We start from the raw sequence: 20502 nt of genomic DNA, 5'->3' as shown, positions 1-20502 counted from the left end.
TGGTCGTGGGCTCTGTCGTGTTATCGGCTTTTTGACTGAGGTGAATCGGAAAGCCACACATCTGGCGCAACGGTGTCCGTCCGTCGCCCTTGCTGGTCGAGCACGTGGCCGAGCAGTTTGCGCAGATACAGCACGATGGATCGTTCCGTGACGCAAAGACCCGGAATCTCCTTGCGCAGACGAGTTTCGAATGCATCGAGTTCTGCAGGAGAATGCAGCCACAACTGAACCACCAGGTTGTCGGCGCCCACCACCGCGAAACAGTTTCGGACTTCCGGCGCTCGGCTCAGCACTCGTCCCGCCGTATCGAGAAGCTCGGGTTCGACGCGGCACCACAAAGTGGCGAGCACGGGAAGCCCGGCCAGCGGCCGCGCGAATTCACACCGCAGCGCCACCAACCCCGAAGACGTGAGCCGGTCGATCTGGCGTTTGCACGCAGCGGGACTGACACCGATCGCGTCGGCCAGTTCCTTCATGGGAGTGCGCCCGTCGTAGGCGAGCTTCGTCAGAACCTTGCGATCCTGTTCGGAAATGCCGGTCGACCGAGCGCGCACGGCAGTACGGTTTTCGCTGGTGGTCAGCACACCCTTCTCGGACGGTGCCAGCGCATTGAGTCTCCATCGCCCACCTTCGGTGAACCAGCGTGTGATGATCGAGGTTCGTGTCGCCAGTACACCGTCGATCGTTGCGACGTCTTCCGAGATGAAGCGCGACATCGACGCCAGGTCCGCGGTACCGGCTGTGACGAGCAGATCTGCTCTGCCCGTTGATGCTTCGATGGTCACGGCGTGGGCCGAGCGAGTCAGCCGTGCCGCGACGGTGTCGAGAAGAGCAGGTGAGCAATCGATTTCGATGATCGCTGTGACGATGCTGCCCAGGACCTGTGGCCCTGGAGTGACCGTGACCCAGGCCAACGACGATTCGGAGAGTCGATTCCAACGACGGGCGAGAGTCGCGGCGTCGAGTTCGAGTGGTCCGGCCAACGAAAGCCACTTCGATCGCGGTGCGAGCTGGAGCGCATTGATTATCCTCAGATCGATTTCATCTATCCCGCGACCGTTGCCGGTATCTGGTGCGCTCATAACGTCATTATCCGGCATATTTCTGCAAGATTCGGACTATCTGCGACGCTCGACGGATGATCACAGAGGAGAAGTACGCGCTGATCGGAGCGGGCCCGTCTGGATTGGCCGGCGCGCGAAACCTCGATCGGGCCGGGATAGCGTTCGACGGCTTCGAGAGCCACGACGACGTCGGTGGGCTCTGGGACATCGACAACCCGCACAGCACCGTCTACGAGTCGGCGCACCTCATCTCTTCGAAGGGCACCACCGCATTCGCGGAGTTCCCGATGGCTGATTCGGTGGCCGACTACCCGAGCCACGTCGAACTTGCCGATTATTTCCGCGACTACGCCGATACTCACGATCTTCGCAGGCACTTTGCCTTCGGCATTACCGTCGTCGACGTTTCGCCGGTCGATTCGCTATGGCAGGTCACCACGCGCAGTCGCAGCGGTGAGACAACAGTCGCGCGGTATCGAGGCGTGATCATCGCGAACGGAACGCTGTCGAAGCCGAACATGCCGACTTTCCGGGGCGACTTCACCGGCACGTTGATGCACACGAGCCAGTACCGCAGCGCCGAGATCTTCCGCGGGAAGAAGGTACTGGTCATCGGAGCGGGCAACAGTGGATGCGACATCGCCGTCGATGCCGTCCACCAGGCCGAGTGCGTCGACCTGAGCGTTCGGCGAGGCTACTACTTCGTCCCCAAGTATCTGTTCGGCCGACCCTCGGACACCTTGAATCAGGGAAAGCCGTTGCCGCCGTGGATCAAACAACGCGTCGACACCTTGGTACTCAAGCAGTTCACGGGTGATCCGGTGCGGTTCGGATTTCCGGCACCGGACTACAAGATCTACGAATCGCATCCGGTCGTGAACTCGTTGATCCTGCACCACATCGGGCACGGTGACGTGCACGTGCGCGCCGACGTCGACCGGTTCGAGGGGAAGACGGTGCGGTTTGTCGACGGATCGTCTGCCGACTACGACCTCGTTCTCTGCGCCACGGGGTATCACCTCGACTATCCCTTCATCGCGCGCGAGGACTTGGACTGGTCGGGCGCTGCCCCGGACCTGTTCCTCAACGTCGCGAGTCGCCGCCACGACAATCTCTTTGTTCTCGGCATGGTCGAAGCATCCGGTCTCGGGTGGCAGGGCCGTTTCGAGCAGGCCGAGTTGGTGGCCAAACTGATCACCGCACGTACCGAAGCCCCCGCCGCGGCGCGGGAATTCTCGGCGGCGGCGGCCGGTCCTCCTCCCGATCTGTCCGGGGGATACAAGTACCTGAAGTTGGGACGAATGGCCTACTACGTGAACAAGGACGCCTACCGATCGGCGATCAAGCGACACATCGGACTGCTTGATGCCGCTCTGACGAAGGGAGGACAGTGATGCCGATCGACGACGTGGTGCTCAACTTCAACCCGGGATCGTTGATGATCCTCAACGTGGTGCTGGCCGCGATCATGCTGGGGATCGCCCTCGACACCTCGGTCGACGACTTTCGTCGTGCGCTCACCAAACCCAAGGCGATGGCGGTGGGTATTGCTGCGCAGTTCCTGCTGTTGCCGGCAGTGACTTTTCTCCTGACGCTGATTCTCTCGCCGGCTCCGTCGGTAGCACTCGGCATGATCCTGGTGGCGTGCTGCCCGCCAGGGAACATCTCGAACGTCCTGACTCACCGGGCGGGCGGCGACGTCGCACTCTCGGTGTCCATGACGGCGGTGTCGAACGTCCTCGCGATCTTCCTCATGCCGCTCAATCTTGCGTTCTGGGGGAGCCGACGCCCGGAGACCGACGCTCTGTTGCAGTCCGTGAACCTGAATGCGCTCGAGATGGTCGCGCAAATCGCCCTGATCATCGGTGTGCCGTTCGTTCTCGGCATCTGGGCGGCACGAAGGTTTCCGGAGATCGCCGCGAAAGCGCAGCCTTGGGTGAAAAACGGTTCGTTGGTGGCGTTGTTGATCTTCATCGTCGCGGGGGTGTCGGGGAATGCGTCGTACTTCGTCGACTACATCGGGGTGGTACTGCTCGCGGTCTTCCTGCACGACACGGTTGCCCTCGCACTGGGATACTTCTGCGGCGCCGTCACCGGGTTGAACGAATACAGCCGTCGCGCCGTCTCTTTCGAGGTCGGCATCCGCAATGCCGGGCTGGGGCTTGGCCTGGTGTTCACGTTCTTCGACGGGCTCGGTGGCATGGCCATCGTGGCCGGCTGGTGGGGAATCTGGGACATCATCGCCGGGTTGGCTCTGGCGACGATCTGGTCCAAGCGACGCGCCCGAAAGGCGGTACCGGCATGACCGTCGCACTCGTCACGGGCGGAAACGGGTTCCTGGGTACCGCTGTCATCGACGCACTGATCGCGCAGGGCATCGCCGTCGTCTGTGTCGACCTCACGGTCAAGGACACGCCGGACGATCGCATCCGCCGCGTCAGGGCGGACGTCTGCGACCCCACAGAATTGGGGCGGGTGTTCGGTCAGTACCGACCGAACGTCGTGATCCACCTTGCGTCCATCGTGAATCCCGGCAAGAACACGACAGCAGAGCAGGAGTATCGCGTCGACGTCGACGGGACACGAAACGTGCTCGCGGCCTGCGTCGAACACGGGGTTGGACGGTTCGTCGTGTCTTCGTCCGGAGCGGCGTACGGCTACCACTCCGACAGCCCACCGTGGATCACCGAGGACGTACCTGTCCGAGGCAACGACGAATTCACATACAGTCGCCACAAACGCCTGGTCGAAGAGATGCTCGCCGAATATCGCGTCGAACACCCGGAGTTGGAACAGGTTGTCTTCCGGATCGGCACGATCTTGGGTGAGAGCGTCGACAATCAGATCACCGCGTTGTTCGATCGCCGCAAGCTGCTCAAGGTTGCCGGGAGCGACAGCCCCTTCGTCTTCGTCTGGCACACCGATGTCGCGGGCGCTTTTGCGGAGGCCGTGACCGGAAACCAAGTGGGCATCTTCAATGTCGCGGGCGACGGCTCGTTGACCGTCGACGAGTTGGCTTCCCGGATGGGCAAGAGCACGGTGACGCTTCCTGCATGGTTGTTGCGAGGCGTTCTACGCGTCGGACGGCGATTGGGCGTAACGGAACACGGTCCGGAGCGCGTCGGATTTCTCCAGTACCGACCGGTTCTCGACAATCGGCGGCTCAAGGAACAGTTCGGATACGTCCCCGAATATTCGAGCGAGGAAGCATTTGCCGCGTATCTCGCGTCACGCTGACCCCTTCGACGGACGGTCGTGGAAGGATCGGAATTGTCCGTCGGCGTTTTCGAGAAGGGACTGACAGTGTCACGAAATGATGGGCCCGAACATGATGGGTCCGAGCACGATGGGTCCGTGCACCAGGTAGTCGAGGCCGCCAGTGCACTCGACGACAAGGACTTCCTCGCGGTCGTCCGCGCAGTGGTCGAGCGCCGTCCGAGCTTGTCGGTCCTTCTTTCCGTGGTGGACACCGCTGCCGCGAGCCTCGAGCCGAACCGCGTCGAGGACGAGAACGAGATCACCGACGCCGAAGAAGTCGAACTGCCCGACACCGTTGTGGAGGTCGACGAGATCATCGACGTCCCGGTGGTACTTGCGACCGACCCGAGAATTCCCGAACCCGACTACACCGAAGGGGGAGTCCCCACTTTCGACCGTGTTCGGGAGAAGATAGAGGGGCGCTTCGGTACTTCCATAGGTTCGGCCGAATTGGCACACGAGAGTCCTGCCGGAAAGTCCGTCGACGAGCAGTGGGACGAGCGCCAGAAGGCCGCAAAGGCCAAGCTCGAGGAGATTCGACGATCCATGGGTAAGTAATTATGCATTCCGATGCACAATGATGCATACTGTGTGACATGACTGAAGGTGGTACGACCGAGAACGCACGCAAGCCGATCAGAGTCGCCGTTGCCGGCGCCAGTGGGTACGCCGGTGGTGAGGTTCTGCGTCTGCTCCTCGGGCACCCGTCCTACGCCGACGGCAGTCTGGTGATCGGTTCGCTGACCGCCGGTGGCAACGCCGGTTCGACGCTCGGTGAGCATCATCCGCACTTGCTTCCACTCTCTTCGCGGGTACTCGAAGAGACCACTGTCGAGATCCTCTCGGGTCACGACGTCGTCTTCCTCGGTCTCCCACACGGAAATTCGGCTCAGTACGCCAAGTTGCTGCCCGAGTCGACGGTCATCATCGACTGCGGCGCGGACTTCCGGCTGCAGGATCCCGCAGCCTGGGAGAAGTACTACAAGAGCGCTCATGCCGGCACCTGGCCCTACGGTCTTCCTGAATTGCCCGGTGCCCGTGAGAAATTGGTAGGCGCAACCCGCATCGCCGTTCCGGGCTGCTACCCGACGGCAGCGAGCCTCGCGCTGGCCCCCGCCGTTGCCGCGGGGATCGTGGACTCACACGTGAACGTGGTTGCGGTCAGTGGCACTTCGGGCGCCGGCCGGGCACCGAAGGCTGATCTGCTGGGTTCCGAGGTCATGGGCTCCGTCCGTGCGTACGGCGTCGGCGGTGTCCATCGCCACACCCCTGAGATCATTCAGAATCTCTCGGCCGCAGGCGGCAAGGACATCAGTGTCTCCTTCACTCCGGTGCTCGCGCCCATGCCGCGCGGCATCCTCGCGACCTGCACGGCAGCCACCACGGCCACCGAAGAGCAGGCACGCGAAATCTACGACAAGGCATACAACGACGAGCCGTTCATTCATGTGCTGCCTGCCGGCATCTTCCCGCAGACCGGCGCTGTGATCGGATCCAACGCCGTGCAGATCGGGGTCACCGTGGACGCCGACGCCGGTCAGCTCGTTGTCATCTCGGCAATCGACAATCTCACCAAGGGCACCGCCGGTGGCGCGGTGCAATCGATGAATCTCGCCCTTGGCCTACCCGAGACCGCAGGTCTCTCTACCGTGGGAGTAGCTCCGTGAGCACCGACAATCCGCAGCAGATCGACAACGCAACCGAGCCTGACGCGACCGTTGCAGACGTGGTTCACGTCGCCGGGGGACGTCTGCTCCGCACGCAGGGCGTCACCGCACCTGCCGGATTCCGCGGTGCCGGAATTGCTGCCGGTATCAAGAAGAGTGGCAAGTCGGACCTCGCATTGGTGCTCAACGAGGGACCCGATCTGGCCGCTGCCGGCGTCTTCACCCTGAACAAGGTCAAGGCAGCTCCGGTGCTCTGGTCTCAGCAGGTCCTGACGACGGGCAAGCTGCGCGCGGTGGTGCTCAACTCGGGCGGCGCGAACGCCTGCACGGGCGCGGGTGGATTCCAGGATGCACACAAGACTGCCGAGGAAGTTGCTTCGGCACTGAGTAATTGGGGCACCGAGACGGGCGCGATCGAGGTCGCTGTCTGTTCGACCGGACTTATCGGTGACCGCTTGCCCATGGACAAGCTGATCCCCGGTGTCACCGAGGTGGTGCACGAACTGGCCGGCGGAATCTCCGGCGGCACCGACGCGGCATACGCGATCATGACCACCGATACCGTGCCGAAGCAGGCGTCGCTGCACCACGCGAACAAATGGAACGTCGGCGGAATGGCCAAGGGCGCAGGCATGCTCGCGCCTGCGCTGGCCACCATGCTGTGCGTCGTCACGACCGATGCTGTCGCAACGGCGGATCAGCTCGATACCGCTCTGCGCGCCGCCACCCACCTGAGCTTCGATCGCCTCGACGTCGACGGCGCCACGTCCACCAACGACACAGTGCTCCTGTTGGCCTCCGGCGCCAGCGGTGTCACGCCGACGCAGGACGAACTGAACGCCGCAGTGCTGGCCGTGTGTGATGATCTCGCGGATCAGTTGATGGCAGACGCCGAGGGTGTCACCAAGCGGGTCAAGGTGACGGTTCGCGGCGCGGCGTCCGAGTCCGATGCGTTGATCGGCGCCCGGACCATCGCCCGCGACAGCCTGGTCAAGACAGCGCTTTTCGGTTCCGATCCCAATTGGGGTCGCGTTCTCGCCGCAGTGGGTATCGCTCCCATCGAGCTCGATCCCGATCGAATCAGTGTGTCCTTCAACGGGAGTCCCGTCTGCATCGACGGCGTCGGTGCTCCGGGGGCGCGTGAGGTGGACCTGAGTGGGATCGACATCGAACTCGACATCGATCTGGGAATCGGCAACGAGTCCGTGAGCATTCGCACCACGGACCTCTCGCATGCTTACGTCGAAGAGAACTCGGCGTATTCGTCATGACCGAGACGTATCCCGTGATCAGCGAGCATCAGAAGGCGCATGTCCTCGCCGACGCGCTGCCGTGGCTGCAGCGATTCCGAGACAAGGTGGTCGTGGTCAAGTACGGCGGAAACGCCATGATCGACGAGACGCTCAAAACGGCATTTGCCGCCGACATGGCGTTCCTGCGGACTGTCGGCATCCACCCCGTCGTCGTGCACGGCGGCGGCCCGCAGATCAACGCGATGCTGGCACGCCTTGGCATGAAGGGTGAGTTCCGCGGTGGTTTCCGGGTCACGACGCCCGAGGTGATGGACGTCGTCCGGATGGTGCTCTTCGGTCAGGTGGGCCGTGAACTCGTCGGGCTGATCAACGCGCACGGTCCCTACGCGGTCGGTATCTCCGGTGAGGATGCGCACTTGTTCACCGCTACTCGACGCACTGTTGCGGTCGAGGGAGAGCAGACCGACATCGGCCTGGTCGGAGACGTCACTACCGTGAACCCGGACGCGGTACTCGATCTCATTGCAGCAGGACGTATTCCGGTGGTCTCGACCATCGCACCCGACGCCGACGGTGTCGTCCACAACATCAACGCCGATACCGCTGCTGCCGCACTGGCCGAGGCGATCGGTGCCGAGAAGCTCGTTGTCCTCACCGACGTCGAGGGCCTGTACACCGATTGGCCGGACCGAGCCTCGCTGGCCACCGAGATCGACACCGACGCCCTTGCTCAGTTGTTGCCGAGTCTCGATGCCGGCATGGTGCCCAAGATGGAGGCCTGCCTTCGCGCGGTGCGCGGAGGTGTGCCGTCGGCGCACGTGATCGACGGTCGGCTCGAACATTCAGTCCTACTCGAACTTTTCACCGGTGAAGGAATCGGCACGATGGTCGTGCCGGGTTCCTCGGTCGCCGGTCCCCAGCAGGGAGCTATCTCATGAGCACGATCGATCTGCAGCAGCGGTGGTCCGCTTCGCTGATGAACAATTACGGCGTACCCCGGGTTGCTCTCGTCCGCGGTGACGGCGCCGTACTCACCGACGCCGACGGCAAGCAGTACGTCGACTTCCTGGCCGGAATCGCCGTCAACATTCTCGGACACGGACATCCGGCCGTCGTCGAAGCCGTGACTACTCAGCTGTCGACACTCGGCCACGTGTCCAACCTGTACGCCAGCGAGCCGGTCGTCGAGTTGGCGGAGCAGCTGCTCGCTCATCTCGGCAACGTCACCGGGCGCGCGTTCTTCTGCAACTCCGGTACCGAGGCGAACGAGGCTGCCTTCAAGCTCGCTCGCGCCACCGGCCGGAAGAAGATCATCGCAGCCGAAGGCTCCTTCCACGGTCGCACGATGGGGGCACTCGCTCTGACGGGTCAGCCGGCCAAGCGGGCGCCGTTCGAACCGATGCCCGCCGGTGTCGAGTTCGTGCCGTACGGCGACGTCGAGGCACTCGAGCAGGCCGTCGATTCCGACACCGCCGCTGTGTTCCTCGAACCGATCATGGGTGAGGGCGGCGTCGTGGTGCCACCCGAGGGATACCTCGTCGAGGCTCGGCGGATCACCGCCGAACGTGGTGCGCTGCTCGTACTCGACGAAGTGCAGACCGGCATCGGCCGGACCGGCTGGTTCTACGCACATCAGGCAGTCGGCATCGTGCCGGACGTCATCACTCTTGCGAAGGGACTCGGCGGCGGAATGCCGATCGGCGCCTGCATCGCGACCGGGGCAACGGCAGAGTTGTTCGGACCGGGCAAGCACGGTACGACGTTCGGTGGCAATCCGGTGTGCGCTGCGGCGGCGCTTGCCGTGCTGAAAACCATTGCAGCGGAAGACCTGATCTCACGCGCCGACAGCTTGGGCAAATCGATCTCGGCGGGCATCGAAGATCTGGGCCATCCGTTGGTCGACTACGTACGGGGATCAGGACTGTTGCTGGGTGTCGTGCTGACCGAGGACGTCGCGCCGGCAGTGGAAAACGCAGCGCGCGAAGCCGGGTACCTTGTGAATGCAGCGCAACCCGGAGTGATCCGGTTGGCGCCGCCGCTCATCCTCACGGACGAGCAGGCCGAAACCTTCGTGGCAGCACTACCTGCCATCTTCGACAGTGCACTATCGGCTGACCAGCCGGGGGAGAAGTGACTACCGTGGTGAAACACTTTCTCAGGGACGACGATCTGACTCCTGCGCAGCAGGCCGAAGTTCTCGAACTCGCAGCGATTCTCAAGAAGGACCCGTTCGCTCGGCGTCCGCTCGAGGGTCCCCGCGGAGTCGGTGTCATCTTCGAGAAGAACTCGACGCGTACACGTTTCTCGTTCGAGATGGGCATCGCACAGATGGGCGGTCACGCTGTCGTCGTCGACGGGCGCAGCACTCAACTCGGTCGTGAAGAGACCTTGGCGGACACCGGACGCGTTCTCTCCCGCTACGTCGACGCCGTCGTGTGGCGCACGTTCGGCCAGAAGCGCCTGGAGCAAATGGCTACGGGCGCAAGGATTCCCATCGTCAATGCATTGTCCGACGAATTTCATCCCTGTCAGGTTCTGGCCGATCTGCAAACGCTGATCGAACAGAAGGGTGAGCTCAAGGGGCTGAAGCTGACCTACCTGGGCGACGGCGCCAACAACATGGCTCACTCGCTGATGCTCGGCGGAGTGACCGCAGGCATAGACGTCACCATCGCAAGCCCCGCCGGCTTCGAACCGGCGGACTGGGTAGTGGCAGCAGCACGCAAACGCGCCGAGGAAACCGGCGCGACCATCACCCTGACGCAGGACCCACAGGCCGGCGTCGTCGGCGCCGACGCGTTGGTCACCGACACCTGGACCTCGATGGGTCAGGAGAACGACGGACTCGATCGGGTCGGACCTTTCCGTCCGTTCCAGATCAACAAGGAGCTGCTCGCAAAGGCAGATCCGAAGGCCGTCGTCCTGCACTGCCTGCCCGCGCATCGCGGCGAAGAAGTCACCGACGAGGTTCTCGACGGGCCGCAGAGTGTTGTCTGGGACGAGGCGGAGAACCGTCTGCACGCCCAGAAGGCATTGCTCGTGTGGCTGCTGGAACAGCGAACCCAACTGGACCCGGCGTGAGCGTCGCTCCCACTCGGGCTGGTCGCCAGTCGCGCATCATCGCGCTTCTGGCGGCTCACCCTGTCCGAAGTCAGACGGAGCTGGCGGCCTTGCTCGGTGCCGAGGGCATCGAAGCAACGCAGGCGACGCTCTCGCGTGACCTCGAAGAGCTGGGAGCGGTGAAACTGCGTGCCGCCGACGGCGGCGCCGGTGTTTACGTGGTGCCGGAGGACGGGAACCCGGTACGCGGTGTGGCCGGCGGTACCGACCGCCTCTCACGGCTGTTGGGTGAGTTGTTGGTCTCCACCGATTTCAGCGGCAACATGGCGATCCTCCGGACACCGCCGGGAGCCGCGCACTACCTCGCGAGCGCACTGGATCGGTCCTCGATGCCGGACATCGTGGGCACGATCGCCGGAGATGACACCATCTTCGTGGTGGCCCGGGAACCGCTTTCCGGAGCGGAACTCGCGGCCATGATCGAATCGCTCGCCTGACCCCTTATTCTTTGATAGAGATTTTCAACCGAAGGAGCACAAAAACCATGGCCGATCGCGTCGTACTCGCCTACTCGGGCGGGCTGGACACTTCTGTTGCCATCAGTTGGATCGGTAAGGAGACGGGCGCTGAAGTTGTCGCCGTCGCCATCGATCTGGGGCAGGGTGGCGAGGACATGGAGGTCGTGCGTCAGCGCGCGATCGACTGCGGCGCAGTCGAATCCGTTGTCGTCGACGCCCGCGACGAGTTCGCGGACGAATACTGCCTGCCGACCATCGCGGCCAACGCCCTGTACATGGACCGCTACCCGCTCGTCTCGGCCATCAGCCGTCCGCTGATCGTCAAGCACATCGTCGAAGCTGCACGCTCGCACGGCGGCACCATCGTCTCGCACGGTTGCACCGGTAAGGGCAACGACCAGGTTCGCTTCGAGGTCGGATTCGGCGCCCTCGCACCCGACCTGCAGGTCATCGCACCGGTCCGCGACTACGCCTGGACCCGCGAGAAGGCCATCGCCTTCGCCGAAGAGAACAACATCCCGATCAACGTCTCCAAGAAGTCGCCGTTCTCGATCGACCAGAACGTCTGGGGCCGCGCCGTCGAGACCGGATTCCTCGAGGATCTGTGGAACGCGCCGACGAAGGACGTCTACGACTACACCCAGGACCCGACGGTCAACTGGAACGCACCCGACGAGCTCATCATCAGCTTCGACAAGGGCCGCCCGGTCGCCATCGACGGCCGCCCGGTGTCGGTTCTCGAAGCCATTCAGGAACTGAACAAGCGCGCAGGCGCTCAGGGCGTCGGCCGTCTCGACGTCGTCGAGGACCGTCTCGTGGGCATCAAGAGCCGTGAGATCTACGAAGCTCCCGGCGCGATGGTTCTCATCACCGCACACCAGGAACTCGAGCACGTCACCCTCGAACGCGAACTCGGTCGCTACAAGCGTCAGATGGAGCAGCGTTGGTCCGAGCTGGTCTACGACGGCCTCTGGTTCTCGCCCCTCAAGGACGCACTGGACACGTTCGTCAACAAGACGCAGGAACGCGTTACCGGCGACATCCGTCTCTTCCTGCACGGTGGAGCCATCACCGTCAACGGTCGTCGCAGCCCGGAGTCGCTCTACGACTTCAACCTCGCGACGTACGACGAGGGCGACAGCTTCGACCAGTCCGCATCGAAGGGCTTCGTCGAGATCCACGGTCTGTCGTCGAAGGTCGCCGCGAAGCGCGATCTGGGACTCTGAGCCATGACGGCTCGCGGTGACGGAGACGCTCAAAAACACGGCACCAACGAAGGTGCGCTGTGGGGCGGGCGGTTCGAGTCCGGACCGGCCGCTGCCATGGCGGCGCTGAGCAAGTCGACTCACTTCGACTGGGTCCTCGCTCCGTACGACGTGCGGGCGTCGCAGGCGCATGCGCGTGTGCTGAACAAGGCCGGTCTGCTCAGCGAAGCCGATCTCGTGACAATGCTCGACGGTCTCGACCGTCTGGCGGCAGATGTCGCCAGTGGCGCCTTCGGGCCCAGTGATTCGGACGAGGACGTACACGGCGCACTCGAGCGTGGTCTGATCGAGCGTGTCGGGCCTGAGGTCGGTGGACGCCTGCGTGCTGGACGTTCACGAAACGACCAGGTGGCCACGCTGTTCCGCATGTGGCTTCGCGATGCGGTCCGCCGCATCTCCACCGGAGTTCTCGACGTGGTCGATGCTTTGGCGACTCAGGCCGGGGCGCATCCGGATGCCGTGATGCCGGGCAAGACGCACCTGCAGGCGGCTCAGCCGGTCCTGTTGGCGCATCACCTGCTCGCTCACGCACATCCACTGTTGCGGGACGTGCAGCGCCTTCGCGACTTCGACGTGCGAGCTGCGGTGTCCCCGTACGGTTCCGGTGCACTGGCCGGTTCCTCGCTCGGTCTCGACCCCGAAGCCATTGCAGCGGAATTGAAGTTCGACAGCTCGGCCGAGAACTCGATCGACGCAACGGCTTCGCGTGATTTTGCGGCCGAGGCAGCGTTCGTGCTTGCGATGATCGGTGTCGACCTCTCCCGTATGGCGGAAGAGATCATCATCTGGAGCACACCGGAGTTCGGCTACATCACGCTTGCCGACGCATGGTCGACGGGATCGTCGATCATGCCGCAGAAGAAGAATCCGGATGTCTCGGAACTGACGCGCGGTAAGTCGGGTCGTTTGATCGGCAACCTGACCGGATTGTTGGCGACGCTCAAGGCTCAGCCGCTGGCGTACAACCGCGATCTGCAAGAGGACAAGGAACCGGTTTTCGACTCGGTTGCGCAGCTCGAGATGCTGCTCCCGGCCATCACCGGTCTGGTGCAGACGCTCGAGTTCCACACCGAGCGCATGGCGGAACTAGCTCCGGCAGGGTTCACGTTGGCCACCGACATCGCGGAGTGGATGGTGCGTCAGGGCGTGCCGTTCCGGGTTGCCCACGAGGCTGCCGGAGCGTGTGTGCGTGTCGCCGAAGCACGAGGGGTCGGACTCGAAGATCTCACGGACGAGGAGCTGGCCGGCGTCGACAGCGCGCTGACACCCGCTGTTCGTGAGGTGCTGACAGTCGAGGGTTCCATTGCTTCGCGCAACGCGCGAGGCGGCACTGCGGGGGTGCGGGTTGCCGAGCAGCTGGACGGAGTCAAAGCAGTGGCGCAGTCACTGCGGGAATGGACCCTGTGACCTCGCGGTCACGAGTGTTGTCGCTCTCTTTTCGGCAGTAGTCCTTCGGTCGTACGCGGTCAGGTAGCAGAATTTGCTCCCTGACCGCGTACGCGTATTCGTCGTAAGTAGGCTTGTCGCGCGCGGGAAAAATGAGACTGACGTCACATGGTGAGTAACTTGGGAGTGAAATGGTGGGATTGAATTCCAAGTCTGTGCTGGGCCCGATTCGTCGGGTGGTTGCGACAGCACAAAACGGCCTCGAGGTCGTCCGGTTGGGTGGGCTGGAAACGGATGCGACCACGTCGCCGTTCGAGATCGTCGAACGCGCAGCGATGTATCGGCTACGGCGCTACTTCCCGGACAGTGACCCGGAAACCGTCGGCGCACCGATCTTGCTGATCCCGCCGATGATGATGTCGGCGAACGTGTACGACGTGACCCGTGACCAGGGCGCTGTGGGAATTCTGCACGAGATGGGCCTTGATCCCTGGGTCGTCGATTTCGGTTCGCCCGACTCCGAAGAGGGCGGTTGGGATCGTAACCTCGCCGATCACATCATCGCTCTCAGCGACATCGTCGATCACATCCACCGTCACACCGGAAAAGATGTTCACATCTCCGGTTATTCGCAGGGTGGCATGTTCGCCTATCAGGCTGCCGCGTATCGGCGTAGTCGAAACATCGCCAGCGTCATCACCTTCGGCAGTCCGGTCGACACACTCGCCGCGCTACCCTTCGGCATCCCGGCGGGATTGGCAACCAAGGGTGCAGATTTCCTCGCCGATCACGTCTTCAATCGCCTGGCGGTCACCGGGTGGATGGCCCGTACCGGGTTCCAGTTGCTCGATCCCGTGAAGACGCTGAAGATGCGCGTCGACTTTCTGCTTCAACTGCACGACCGTGAGGCGTTGCTTCCGCGGGAGCAGCAACGCCGCTTCCTCGCGACCGAGGGTTGGGTCGCGTGGTCGGGGCCCGCGGTAGCCGAACTGCTCAAGCAGTTCATCGTGCACAACCGAATGATGACCGGTGGGTTCGTCATCAAGGATCAATTGGTCTCGCTCGCCGAGATCACCTGCCCCATCCTGGCATTCGTCGGTGAGGTCGACGACATCGGCCAGCCGCAAGCGGTTCGAGGCATCAGTCAAGCCGCTCCGCGGGCGAAGGTCTACGAATCTACCTTGCGTGCAGGCCATTTCGGTTTGGTTGTCGGTTCCACCGCGGCCAATCACACCTGGCCGACCACCGGTGAATTCGTACAGTGGACCGAGACGGGTGGACCCCTCCCGGACCGTATCGCGAACATGGTCTACGGCGCCGACCTCGAAGACCAGACCGGTGTGTCGATCAGCAATCGGATCATCCACACCGTCGCCTCGGTCGCTGAAGTAGGTGCAGGAGTCACCAAGGGAATCAGTGACCTTGCCGCCGGTGCGTTGCGCGGCACTTTCGAATTGTCGGGAGAAGCGGCACGAGCGTTGCCACGTCTGGCTCGACTCAACCAGATTCAGCCGCACACCAAGATCTCGCTGAGCCAGTTGCTGGCGGAGCAGCGTCGAAAGGCGCCGAACGGCGAGTGCTTCCTCTTCGACAATCGCGTGCACACGTATGAAGCGGTCAACGCGCGTATCGACAATGTCGTGCGTGGATTGATCTCCGTGGGAGTGCGTCCGGCAGCGCATGTCGGTGTCCTGATGGAGACCCGCCCCAGCGCACTCGCGGCCATCGCGGCCCTGTCGCGACTTGGTGCCGTCGCGGTCATGCTTCCGCCAGGCTCCGACATCACGGCGGCGGTCAAGCTGGGGTCGGTCGATCGGATCATCACCGATCCGGAAAACGTCGATGCTGCAGTGGTTACCGGTCGGCCGGTACTGGTGCTCGGCGGCGGCGATGCCCGTGGCCTCGAGGTGGATCCGTCACACGACGTGATCGATCTCGAACAAATCGATCCGACGAAGGTCAATCTGCCCGGGTGGTACCGACCGGATCCCGGTGTCGCCCGCGAACTCGCCTTCATCATCTTTGCGGAATCCGGCGGTGTGCTCGAGGCCAAGCAGATCACCAACTACCGGTGGGCACTGTCGGCCTTCGGCACGGCCACGGCGGCAGATCTCGATCGCGGTGACACCGTGTACTGCCTTGCACCACTCCATCATTCGTCGAGTCTGCTCGCGACCATCGGTGGTGCCATGGCCGGTGGCTCACGCATTGCGCTCTCACGTGGACTGAACCCCGCGAGGTTCGTCGAGGAAATCCACCGCTACGGCGTGACGGTCGTGAGTTACACGTGGTCGATGATGCGCGAGATACTCGACGAGGATCTTCTTCTCATCGACGGTAGTCATCCGGTCCGCCTGTTCATCGGTTCGGGCATGCCCCATGGTCTGTGGAAGCGGACAACGGAGGCGTTCGACCCCGCGCAGGTACTCGAGTTCTATGCGTCGACCGAAGGCGACGTGATTCTTGCCAATGTTGCAGGCTCCAAAGTTGGTTCCAAGGGGCGCCCACTGCCGGGTAGCGCGCAGGTGCGGTTGGCGGCATACGACCCGCTGAGTGGTCGGCTCCTCGAGAACGGAAACGGATTTGTCCGTGAGTGCGCCGAAGACGAGGTCGGATTGCTGCTCGGGCGCGCGGGATTCACCGCCGATCTCTCGGGCGGAGCCATGCGAGGTCTCTTCCAAGCCGGCGATTCGTGGATTCCCACCGAAAATCTCTTCCGCCGGGACGCCGACGGCGACTACTGGCTGATCGACCACAAGAACACGGTCATTTCCACGGTCCGCGGTCCCGTCTTCACCCAGCCGATCGTCGACGCGTTGTCGAGTGTGGCGCGGGTGGATCTTGCCGTCGCATACGGAGTCGGTGACGCGCCGCATCAGCTCGCGGTCGCTGCCGTGACATGGCGTCCGGGGCGGCAGTTCCGTTCTGCCGAGCTTGCAGAGGCCCTCTCGCGCATCGCTTTCGACGCTCGTCCGGATATCGTGCACGTGGTTGACGAGATCCCGGTGGGTTCGTCGTACCGTCCGAGCTCCACTGCGTTGGCTGCGGCCGGATTGCCGGCGCCGGGGCCACGGACCTGGTTCCTCGATTCCGAGTCGCAGTCGTACAAGCGGCTGACCAAGGCAATTGCCGCGCAGTTGATGCCGACGAGGGTGAGCACCGGAGCACGGTAGCCTGAGGACATTCTGTTTGATCGGTTCGAGAGGACACACGTGGCTATTGATTCGACGTTGCTCAGCATTTTGGCCTGCCCCCAGGACAAAGGCCCGCTGCTGCTGGTCGGGGACGAGTTGCTCTACAACCCGCGCCTGCGACGTGCCTACCCGATCGAGAACGGCATTCCCGTTCTGTTGATCGACGAGGCACGCGATGTAGCGGACGACGAACACGAGAAGTTGCTCGCGCGGGCTGAAGGCTAGATCGGTAATTCACCGATCAGGTACCGCTGGAGGTTCGGCGCCACCAGCGGTACCAACGCGTCAACGCTCAATGATGCGAGTGGTTCGAGTCCGAGCACATATCGCGTGACAAGCAGTCCGGCCATCTGAGATGCCACCAATTCCGCTCTGATCAAGCCGGTACCAGGTGGTGTGTCCACCCGCGGAATGATGTCGCGCAATACGACATCGAGCAGAAAGCTCTGGATCAACTGCGATCCGTCGCCGGAAATGGCTGATCGAAAAGCCGCCAGAATCGCCGGCTGGTGTTCCGAATCCCATAGCCCGATCACCGCCCGGAGAAGGCTTTCGCCGAGGTTTTCGGTCGGGGAGGTGTGAACCGGTCCCAGTACCTTTGCTGGATCGATCGGTAGCGCGATCGCAGCGGTGAACAACTGCTCCTTGCTCCCGAAATGGTGATGAATCATAGCCGGATCGACGTCAGCGGCCGCAGCTATCGATCGAACGGTTGTTCGTCGAAAACCGTTCTGGGAGAACGCCCGTCGCGCCGAATCGAGGATCTGCGCGCGAGTCTCCGACTTGCCCGGTCGTCGCCCCGAACGAATCGGTGCAGGACTCGTGTCCTTGTCGGTCATGGAGTGCGGCGATCGAGTGTGGCCGCGGCCAGCGAGAGTGCGGCGGCGGCGAAGCCCGCCATGACGGCGAGATCACGCCACATCTGACCCGTCGCGTCGGCATGCATCGACACTTGCTGAAGTGCGTCGACGGCGTAGCTCAAGGGGAGGACGTTGCTGATCCATTCGAGCCAGGTCGGCAATTGGTCGCGCGGTACCAGGAGTCCGCAGAGGAAGAGCTGTGGAACCACAACTACCGGCATGAATTGCACCGCTTGGAACTCGGTCTTCGCGAATGCGCTGGCCAACAGGCCTAGCGCAACGCCCAGTATTGCGCCGAGAACTGCAATGACGATGACCCAGGCAAGACTGCCGGCGATGGTGAGTCCGAGGAATCCGAAAGCAACCGCGCACGCGAGGGCTGCCTGAGCGGCGGCGGAGAGCGAAAATGCCGCCCCGTATCCGGCGAGAAGGTCGAGTTTGCCCATCGGTGTGGTGAGCAGGCGTTCGAGTGTGCCTGAACTGCGTTCGCGTTGCATCGCGATGGACGTGACCAGGAACATGACGACAAACGGCAAGATTCCCAACATCGTGATCGCCACTCGTTGGAAGAGCGAAACCTGGCCGGGTGGCGTCGGGACGTCTTGGTAGAGGAAATAGAGCAGAATCATCAGTAACGACGGGACCAACAAGATCATGGCCACCGTGCGGTGATCTTGGCGGAGCTGAAGCAGAATGCGTACGGTCGTAGCACCGAAGATCCTGATGCTCATGATATTTCGCCTCCGACGGGTGAAGTCCGAATCAGCTCGAGAAAGGCGTCCTCGAGCCGTTCACATCTGGTTTTGGCGCGCAATTCATCGGGTGTGAGTTGAGCGAGGAGGTGCCCGTCTCGCATCAGGATCAGCTCAGCGCAGTGGTCGGCCTCATCCATGACGTGGCTGGAGACCAACAGGGTGGTTCCGCTGCGAGCAAGGTCAGCGAATCGTTCCCACAATTCGACGCGAAGCACCGGATCGAGGCCGACGGTCGGTTCGTCGAGGATCAACACATCAGGTGACGCCACCAACGCGCAAGCCAGCGAGACTCGCCCGCGTTGACCACCAGACAGATCGGCGGCGGTCTGGTCGGCGTATCGGCTCAATCCGACGGCGTCGACCGCTGCTGCGACGTCGGCGCCGGACTTGCCGTAAAGAGCGCCGAAGTACTGGACGTTTCGAGTGACCGTCAGGTCGCCGTACACGCTGGGGGATTGGGTGACATATCCGACCCGGTGGCGAAGAGCAACGGAACCGGCGAGATCGCCCAGCACTCTGACCTCACCACTTTCGACGATCTGTGTTCCGACAATCGCGCGCATCAGGGTTGTCTTGCCGCAGCCGGACGGGCCGAGCAGTCCGGTGATCGATCCTGCTGATACCTGCAGGTCAAGCGAGTGAAGAACTTCGTGCTTGCCGCGAACGACTCGTAGTCCGCGGATATCTATTGCCGGCGTTGTGGTCACGGTTCGTCTCGTTTCAATAATTCATCACTTGTTGAATTATGCGACTCGGCCGACCGATGAGTCAACGGCGTGGGCACAATCGAAGGGTGAGCATCGAGACCTTGGAAAATGTGGAGAACCCGTTGGAAGCGGGCCTGACAATTCTCGGCTCGACCCTGACCGTCGACGACATCTCGCTGAGGATCGTCGAGGTCGAGGCGTACGGAGGGGAGAAGGACGGGCCATGGCCGGATCCGGCAGCACATTCGTATCGGGGGAGAACGCCGCGGAACAGCGTGATGTTCGGGCGGGCGGGGCGTCTCTACGTCTACCGCAGCTATGGAATGCACTTTTGTATGAACATCTCGTACGGCCCGGATGGTGTCGCGGGTGGTGTTCTGCTCCGAGCGGCCGAAATCGAGGCCGGTCACGATGTGGTGTCTGCTCGGAGATCGCCGGATCGACCATCTCACCAATGGGCCAGAGGGCCGGGTAATCTCGGTGCTTCTGTCGCAATCACGTTGGCGGACAACGGAACAGACGTGTTCAACCCTGCCTCGCGGATTCGGCTCGAATTGGGGGAGTCGAAGGAATGGGTCAGTGGACCGCGGGTGGGGGTCAGTACCGCGGCGGAGGTTCCGTGGCGCCTGTGGATTCCGGACTCGCGAGCGGTGTCCGCGTATCGCCGAAGCCCGCGAGCGCCGGTCATTTCGTGAAGATGGGATGATCGAGTCCGTGACTGAGAATATTCTCGACGAACTGACCTGGCGCGGGCTGATCGCCCAATCAACCGATCTCGACGCTTTGCGTAAAGATCTCGAGGCCGGACCGGTCACGTTGTATGCGGGCTTCGACCCGACAGGACCGAGCCTGCACGCAGGTCACCTGGTTCCGCTCCTCGCGCTCAAGCGGTTTCAGCGCGCCGGCAACCGCCCGATCGTTCTTGCCGGCGGTGCAACGGGCCTGATCGGAGACCCCCGTGACGTCGGGGAACGGACGATGAACTCCGCCGATACCGTCGCGGACTGGGCAGGTCGCATCCGTGGTCAGCTCGAACGATTCGTGGATTTCGACGATTCGCCGACGAGCGCGGTCATCGAGAACAACATGAACTGGACCGGCAAGATGTCGGCCATCGACTTCCTGCGTGATGTCGGCAAACACTTCTCCGTGAACGTCATGCTTGCGCGTGACACCGTGAAGCGTCGTCTCGAGTCGGACGGGATGTCGTACACCGAGTTCAGCTACATGCTGCTCCAGGCCAACGACTACCTGCACTTGCGACGCGACCTCGGCTGCACTCTGCAGGTCGGCGGGTCCGATCAGTGGGGCAACATCATTGCCGGCGTCGAACTCAACCGTCGTGTCGACGGTGAGAGCGTTCATGCAATGACGGTTCCGCTGGTGACCTCGGCCGATGGCAAAAAGTTCGGAAAGTCGACCGGTGGCGGAAGTTTGTGGCTCGACCCCGAGATGACCAGCCCGTACGCCTGGTACCAGTACTTCGTGAACACCGGCGACGCCGACGTGATCAAG

Annotated in this window: 20 protein-coding genes (1 of these 20 running past the window's edge); 16 read left to right on the top strand and 4 right to left on the bottom strand. The window is 62.9% G+C overall.

Features of this window, described 5'->3' with window-relative positions; all coding sequences use genetic code 11:
- Nucleotides 1-20 precede the first annotated feature (20 nt).
- Nucleotides 21-1082, bottom strand: coding sequence for an Lrp/AsnC family transcriptional regulator (locus ACVZUB_RS16025; RefSeq protein ID WP_482627514.1), 1062 nt, complete (start codon nucleotides 1080-1082; stop codon nucleotides 21-23).
- Between the two features lie 56 nt (nucleotides 1083-1138).
- Here ACVZUB_RS16025 and ACVZUB_RS16020 point away from each other — a divergent pair, with 56 nt between their 5' ends.
- The 14 genes from ACVZUB_RS16020 to ACVZUB_RS15955 all read left to right on the top strand — a co-directional run bounded on the left by ACVZUB_RS16020 (nucleotide 1139) and on the right by ACVZUB_RS15955 (nucleotide 16890).
- Complete coding sequence (locus tag ACVZUB_RS16020; RefSeq protein WP_007736253.1) at nucleotides 1139-2458, top strand: flavin-containing monooxygenase; 1320 nt, start codon at nucleotides 1139-1141, stop codon at nucleotides 2456-2458.
- Nucleotides 2458-3369 carry a bile acid:sodium symporter family protein gene (locus tag ACVZUB_RS16015; RefSeq protein ID WP_322942604.1) on the top strand — a complete coding sequence of 304 codons (912 nt, stop codon included), beginning with the start codon at nucleotides 2458-2460 and terminating at the stop codon, nucleotides 3367-3369. Before ACVZUB_RS16020 ends, ACVZUB_RS16015 begins: the two co-directional genes overlap by 1 nt.
- A complete protein-coding gene (locus ACVZUB_RS16010; protein ID WP_482627513.1) occupies nucleotides 3366-4301 on the top strand; it encodes an SDR family oxidoreductase in 936 nt (311 codons plus the stop codon). Before ACVZUB_RS16015 ends, ACVZUB_RS16010 begins: the two co-directional genes overlap by 4 nt.
- A gap of 117 nt (nucleotides 4302-4418) precedes the next feature.
- Nucleotides 4419-4880 carry a hypothetical protein gene (locus ACVZUB_RS16005; RefSeq protein ID WP_193595259.1) on the top strand — a complete coding sequence of 154 codons (462 nt, stop codon included), beginning with the start codon at nucleotides 4419-4421 and terminating at the stop codon, nucleotides 4878-4880.
- A gap of 38 nt (nucleotides 4881-4918) precedes the next feature.
- A complete protein-coding gene (argC, locus tag ACVZUB_RS16000) occupies nucleotides 4919-5989 on the top strand; it encodes an N-acetyl-gamma-glutamyl-phosphate reductase (RefSeq protein ID WP_482627512.1) in 1071 nt (356 codons plus the stop codon).
- Between the two features lie 20 nt (nucleotides 5990-6009).
- A complete protein-coding gene (argJ, locus tag ACVZUB_RS15995) occupies nucleotides 6010-7260 on the top strand; it encodes a bifunctional glutamate N-acetyltransferase/amino-acid acetyltransferase ArgJ (protein ID WP_064075620.1) in 1251 nt (416 codons plus the stop codon).
- A complete protein-coding gene (gene argB, locus ACVZUB_RS15990) occupies nucleotides 7257-8180 on the top strand; it encodes an acetylglutamate kinase (RefSeq protein WP_007736229.1) in 924 nt (307 codons plus the stop codon). Before argJ ends, argB begins: the two co-directional genes overlap by 4 nt.
- Nucleotides 8177-9376: an acetylornithine transaminase gene (locus tag ACVZUB_RS15985; RefSeq protein WP_007736227.1), complete on the top strand. Its 1200-nt coding sequence runs from the start codon at nucleotides 8177-8179 to the stop codon at nucleotides 9374-9376. The genes argB and ACVZUB_RS15985 overlap by 4 nt, the downstream gene beginning before the upstream one ends.
- On the top strand, nucleotides 9373-10323 hold the full coding sequence (argF, locus tag ACVZUB_RS15980) for an ornithine carbamoyltransferase (protein ID WP_482627511.1): 951 nt from the start codon (nucleotides 9373-9375) through the stop codon (nucleotides 10321-10323). The genes ACVZUB_RS15985 and argF overlap by 4 nt, the downstream gene beginning before the upstream one ends.
- Nucleotides 10320-10799 carry an arginine repressor gene (locus ACVZUB_RS15975; RefSeq protein ID WP_007736224.1) on the top strand — a complete coding sequence of 160 codons (480 nt, stop codon included), beginning with the start codon at nucleotides 10320-10322 and terminating at the stop codon, nucleotides 10797-10799. Before argF ends, ACVZUB_RS15975 begins: the two co-directional genes overlap by 4 nt.
- A gap of 47 nt (nucleotides 10800-10846) precedes the next feature.
- Nucleotides 10847-12046, top strand: a complete 1200-nt coding sequence (locus tag ACVZUB_RS15970; RefSeq protein WP_007736221.1) for an argininosuccinate synthase — start codon at nucleotides 10847-10849, stop codon at nucleotides 12044-12046.
- A 3-nt stretch (nucleotides 12047-12049) separates the two neighbouring features.
- Complete coding sequence (gene argH, locus ACVZUB_RS15965) at nucleotides 12050-13492, top strand: argininosuccinate lyase (protein ID WP_063316067.1); 1443 nt, start codon at nucleotides 12050-12052, stop codon at nucleotides 13490-13492.
- A 170-nt stretch (nucleotides 13493-13662) separates the two neighbouring features.
- Nucleotides 13663-16644: an acyl-CoA synthetase gene (locus tag ACVZUB_RS15960; protein WP_007736206.1), complete on the top strand. Its 2982-nt coding sequence runs from the start codon at nucleotides 13663-13665 to the stop codon at nucleotides 16642-16644.
- A 39-nt stretch (nucleotides 16645-16683) separates the two neighbouring features.
- Nucleotides 16684-16890 carry a Trm112 family protein gene (locus ACVZUB_RS15955; RefSeq protein ID WP_003944045.1) on the top strand — a complete coding sequence of 69 codons (207 nt, stop codon included), beginning with the start codon at nucleotides 16684-16686 and terminating at the stop codon, nucleotides 16888-16890.
- Here ACVZUB_RS15955 and ACVZUB_RS15950 read toward each other — a convergent pair.
- From ACVZUB_RS15950 to ACVZUB_RS15940, 3 genes are read right to left on the bottom strand one after another with little or no spacing between them, the layout of a single operon-like run.
- Entirely contained in the window at nucleotides 16887-17504 is a 618-nt protein-coding gene (locus tag ACVZUB_RS15950) for a TetR/AcrR family transcriptional regulator (protein WP_030536723.1), read from the bottom strand. The genes ACVZUB_RS15955 and ACVZUB_RS15950 overlap by 4 nt on opposite strands.
- Nucleotides 17501-18256, bottom strand: coding sequence for an ABC transporter permease (locus ACVZUB_RS15945; protein ID WP_003944033.1), 756 nt, complete (start codon nucleotides 18254-18256; stop codon nucleotides 17501-17503). Before ACVZUB_RS15945 ends, ACVZUB_RS15950 begins: the two co-directional genes overlap by 4 nt.
- Nucleotides 18253-18987, bottom strand: a complete 735-nt coding sequence (locus ACVZUB_RS15940; RefSeq protein WP_007736198.1) for an ABC transporter ATP-binding protein — start codon at nucleotides 18985-18987, stop codon at nucleotides 18253-18255. The genes ACVZUB_RS15945 and ACVZUB_RS15940 overlap by 4 nt, the downstream gene beginning before the upstream one ends.
- Nucleotides 18988-19073: 86 nt before the next feature.
- Between ACVZUB_RS15940 and ACVZUB_RS15935 the strand changes: the two genes are divergently transcribed.
- Nucleotides 19074-19682, top strand: coding sequence for a DNA-3-methyladenine glycosylase (locus ACVZUB_RS15935; protein WP_003944023.1), 609 nt, complete (start codon nucleotides 19074-19076; stop codon nucleotides 19680-19682).
- Nucleotides 19683-19701: 19 nt separating this feature from the next.
- Nucleotides 19702-20502 carry the 5' portion of a tyrosine--tRNA ligase gene (gene tyrS, locus ACVZUB_RS15930; RefSeq protein WP_007736194.1) on the top strand. It continues 477 nt past the right edge of the window, so 801 of the gene's 1278 nt are visible here — the first part of the coding sequence; the start codon lies at nucleotides 19702-19704; its stop codon lies beyond the right edge, outside the window.

This window comes from Rhodococcus sp. OS5, from assembly GCF_056837585.1.
Note: the sequence above shows the minus strand (reverse complement) of the source record. Positions and strands in the feature narration are given on the sequence as shown.

Excerpts from the sequence above, each read along its gene's own strand:
- ACVZUB_RS16025 (WP_482627514.1), bottom strand. The coding sequence starts at position 1,082 with ATGAGCGCACCAGATACCGGCAACGGTCGCGGGATAGATGAAATCGAT.
- ACVZUB_RS16020 (WP_007736253.1), top strand. The coding sequence starts at position 1,139 with ATGATCACAGAGGAGAAGTACGCGCTGATCGGAGCGGGCCCGTCTGGA.
- argH (WP_063316067.1), top strand. The coding sequence starts at position 12,050 with ATGACGGCTCGCGGTGACGGAGACGCTCAAAAACACGGCACCAACGAA.
- argC (WP_482627512.1), top strand. The coding sequence starts at position 4,919 with ATGACTGAAGGTGGTACGACCGAGAACGCACGCAAGCCGATCAGAGTC.
- ACVZUB_RS16010 (WP_482627513.1), top strand. The coding sequence starts at position 3,366 with ATGACCGTCGCACTCGTCACGGGCGGAAACGGGTTCCTGGGTACCGCT.
- ACVZUB_RS15945 (WP_003944033.1), bottom strand. The coding sequence starts at position 18,256 with ATGAGCATCAGGATCTTCGGTGCTACGACCGTACGCATTCTGCTTCAG.
- ACVZUB_RS15970 (WP_007736221.1), top strand. The coding sequence starts at position 10,847 with ATGGCCGATCGCGTCGTACTCGCCTACTCGGGCGGGCTGGACACTTCT.
- ACVZUB_RS15985 (WP_007736227.1), top strand. The coding sequence starts at position 8,177 with ATGAGCACGATCGATCTGCAGCAGCGGTGGTCCGCTTCGCTGATGAAC.
- ACVZUB_RS15960 (WP_007736206.1), top strand. The coding sequence starts at position 13,663 with ATGGTGGGATTGAATTCCAAGTCTGTGCTGGGCCCGATTCGTCGGGTG.
- ACVZUB_RS15950 (WP_030536723.1), bottom strand. The coding sequence starts at position 17,504 with ATGACCGACAAGGACACGAGTCCTGCACCGATTCGTTCGGGGCGACGA.
- argB (WP_007736229.1), top strand. The coding sequence starts at position 7,257 with ATGACCGAGACGTATCCCGTGATCAGCGAGCATCAGAAGGCGCATGTC.
- ACVZUB_RS16015 (WP_322942604.1), top strand. The coding sequence starts at position 2,458 with ATGCCGATCGACGACGTGGTGCTCAACTTCAACCCGGGATCGTTGATG.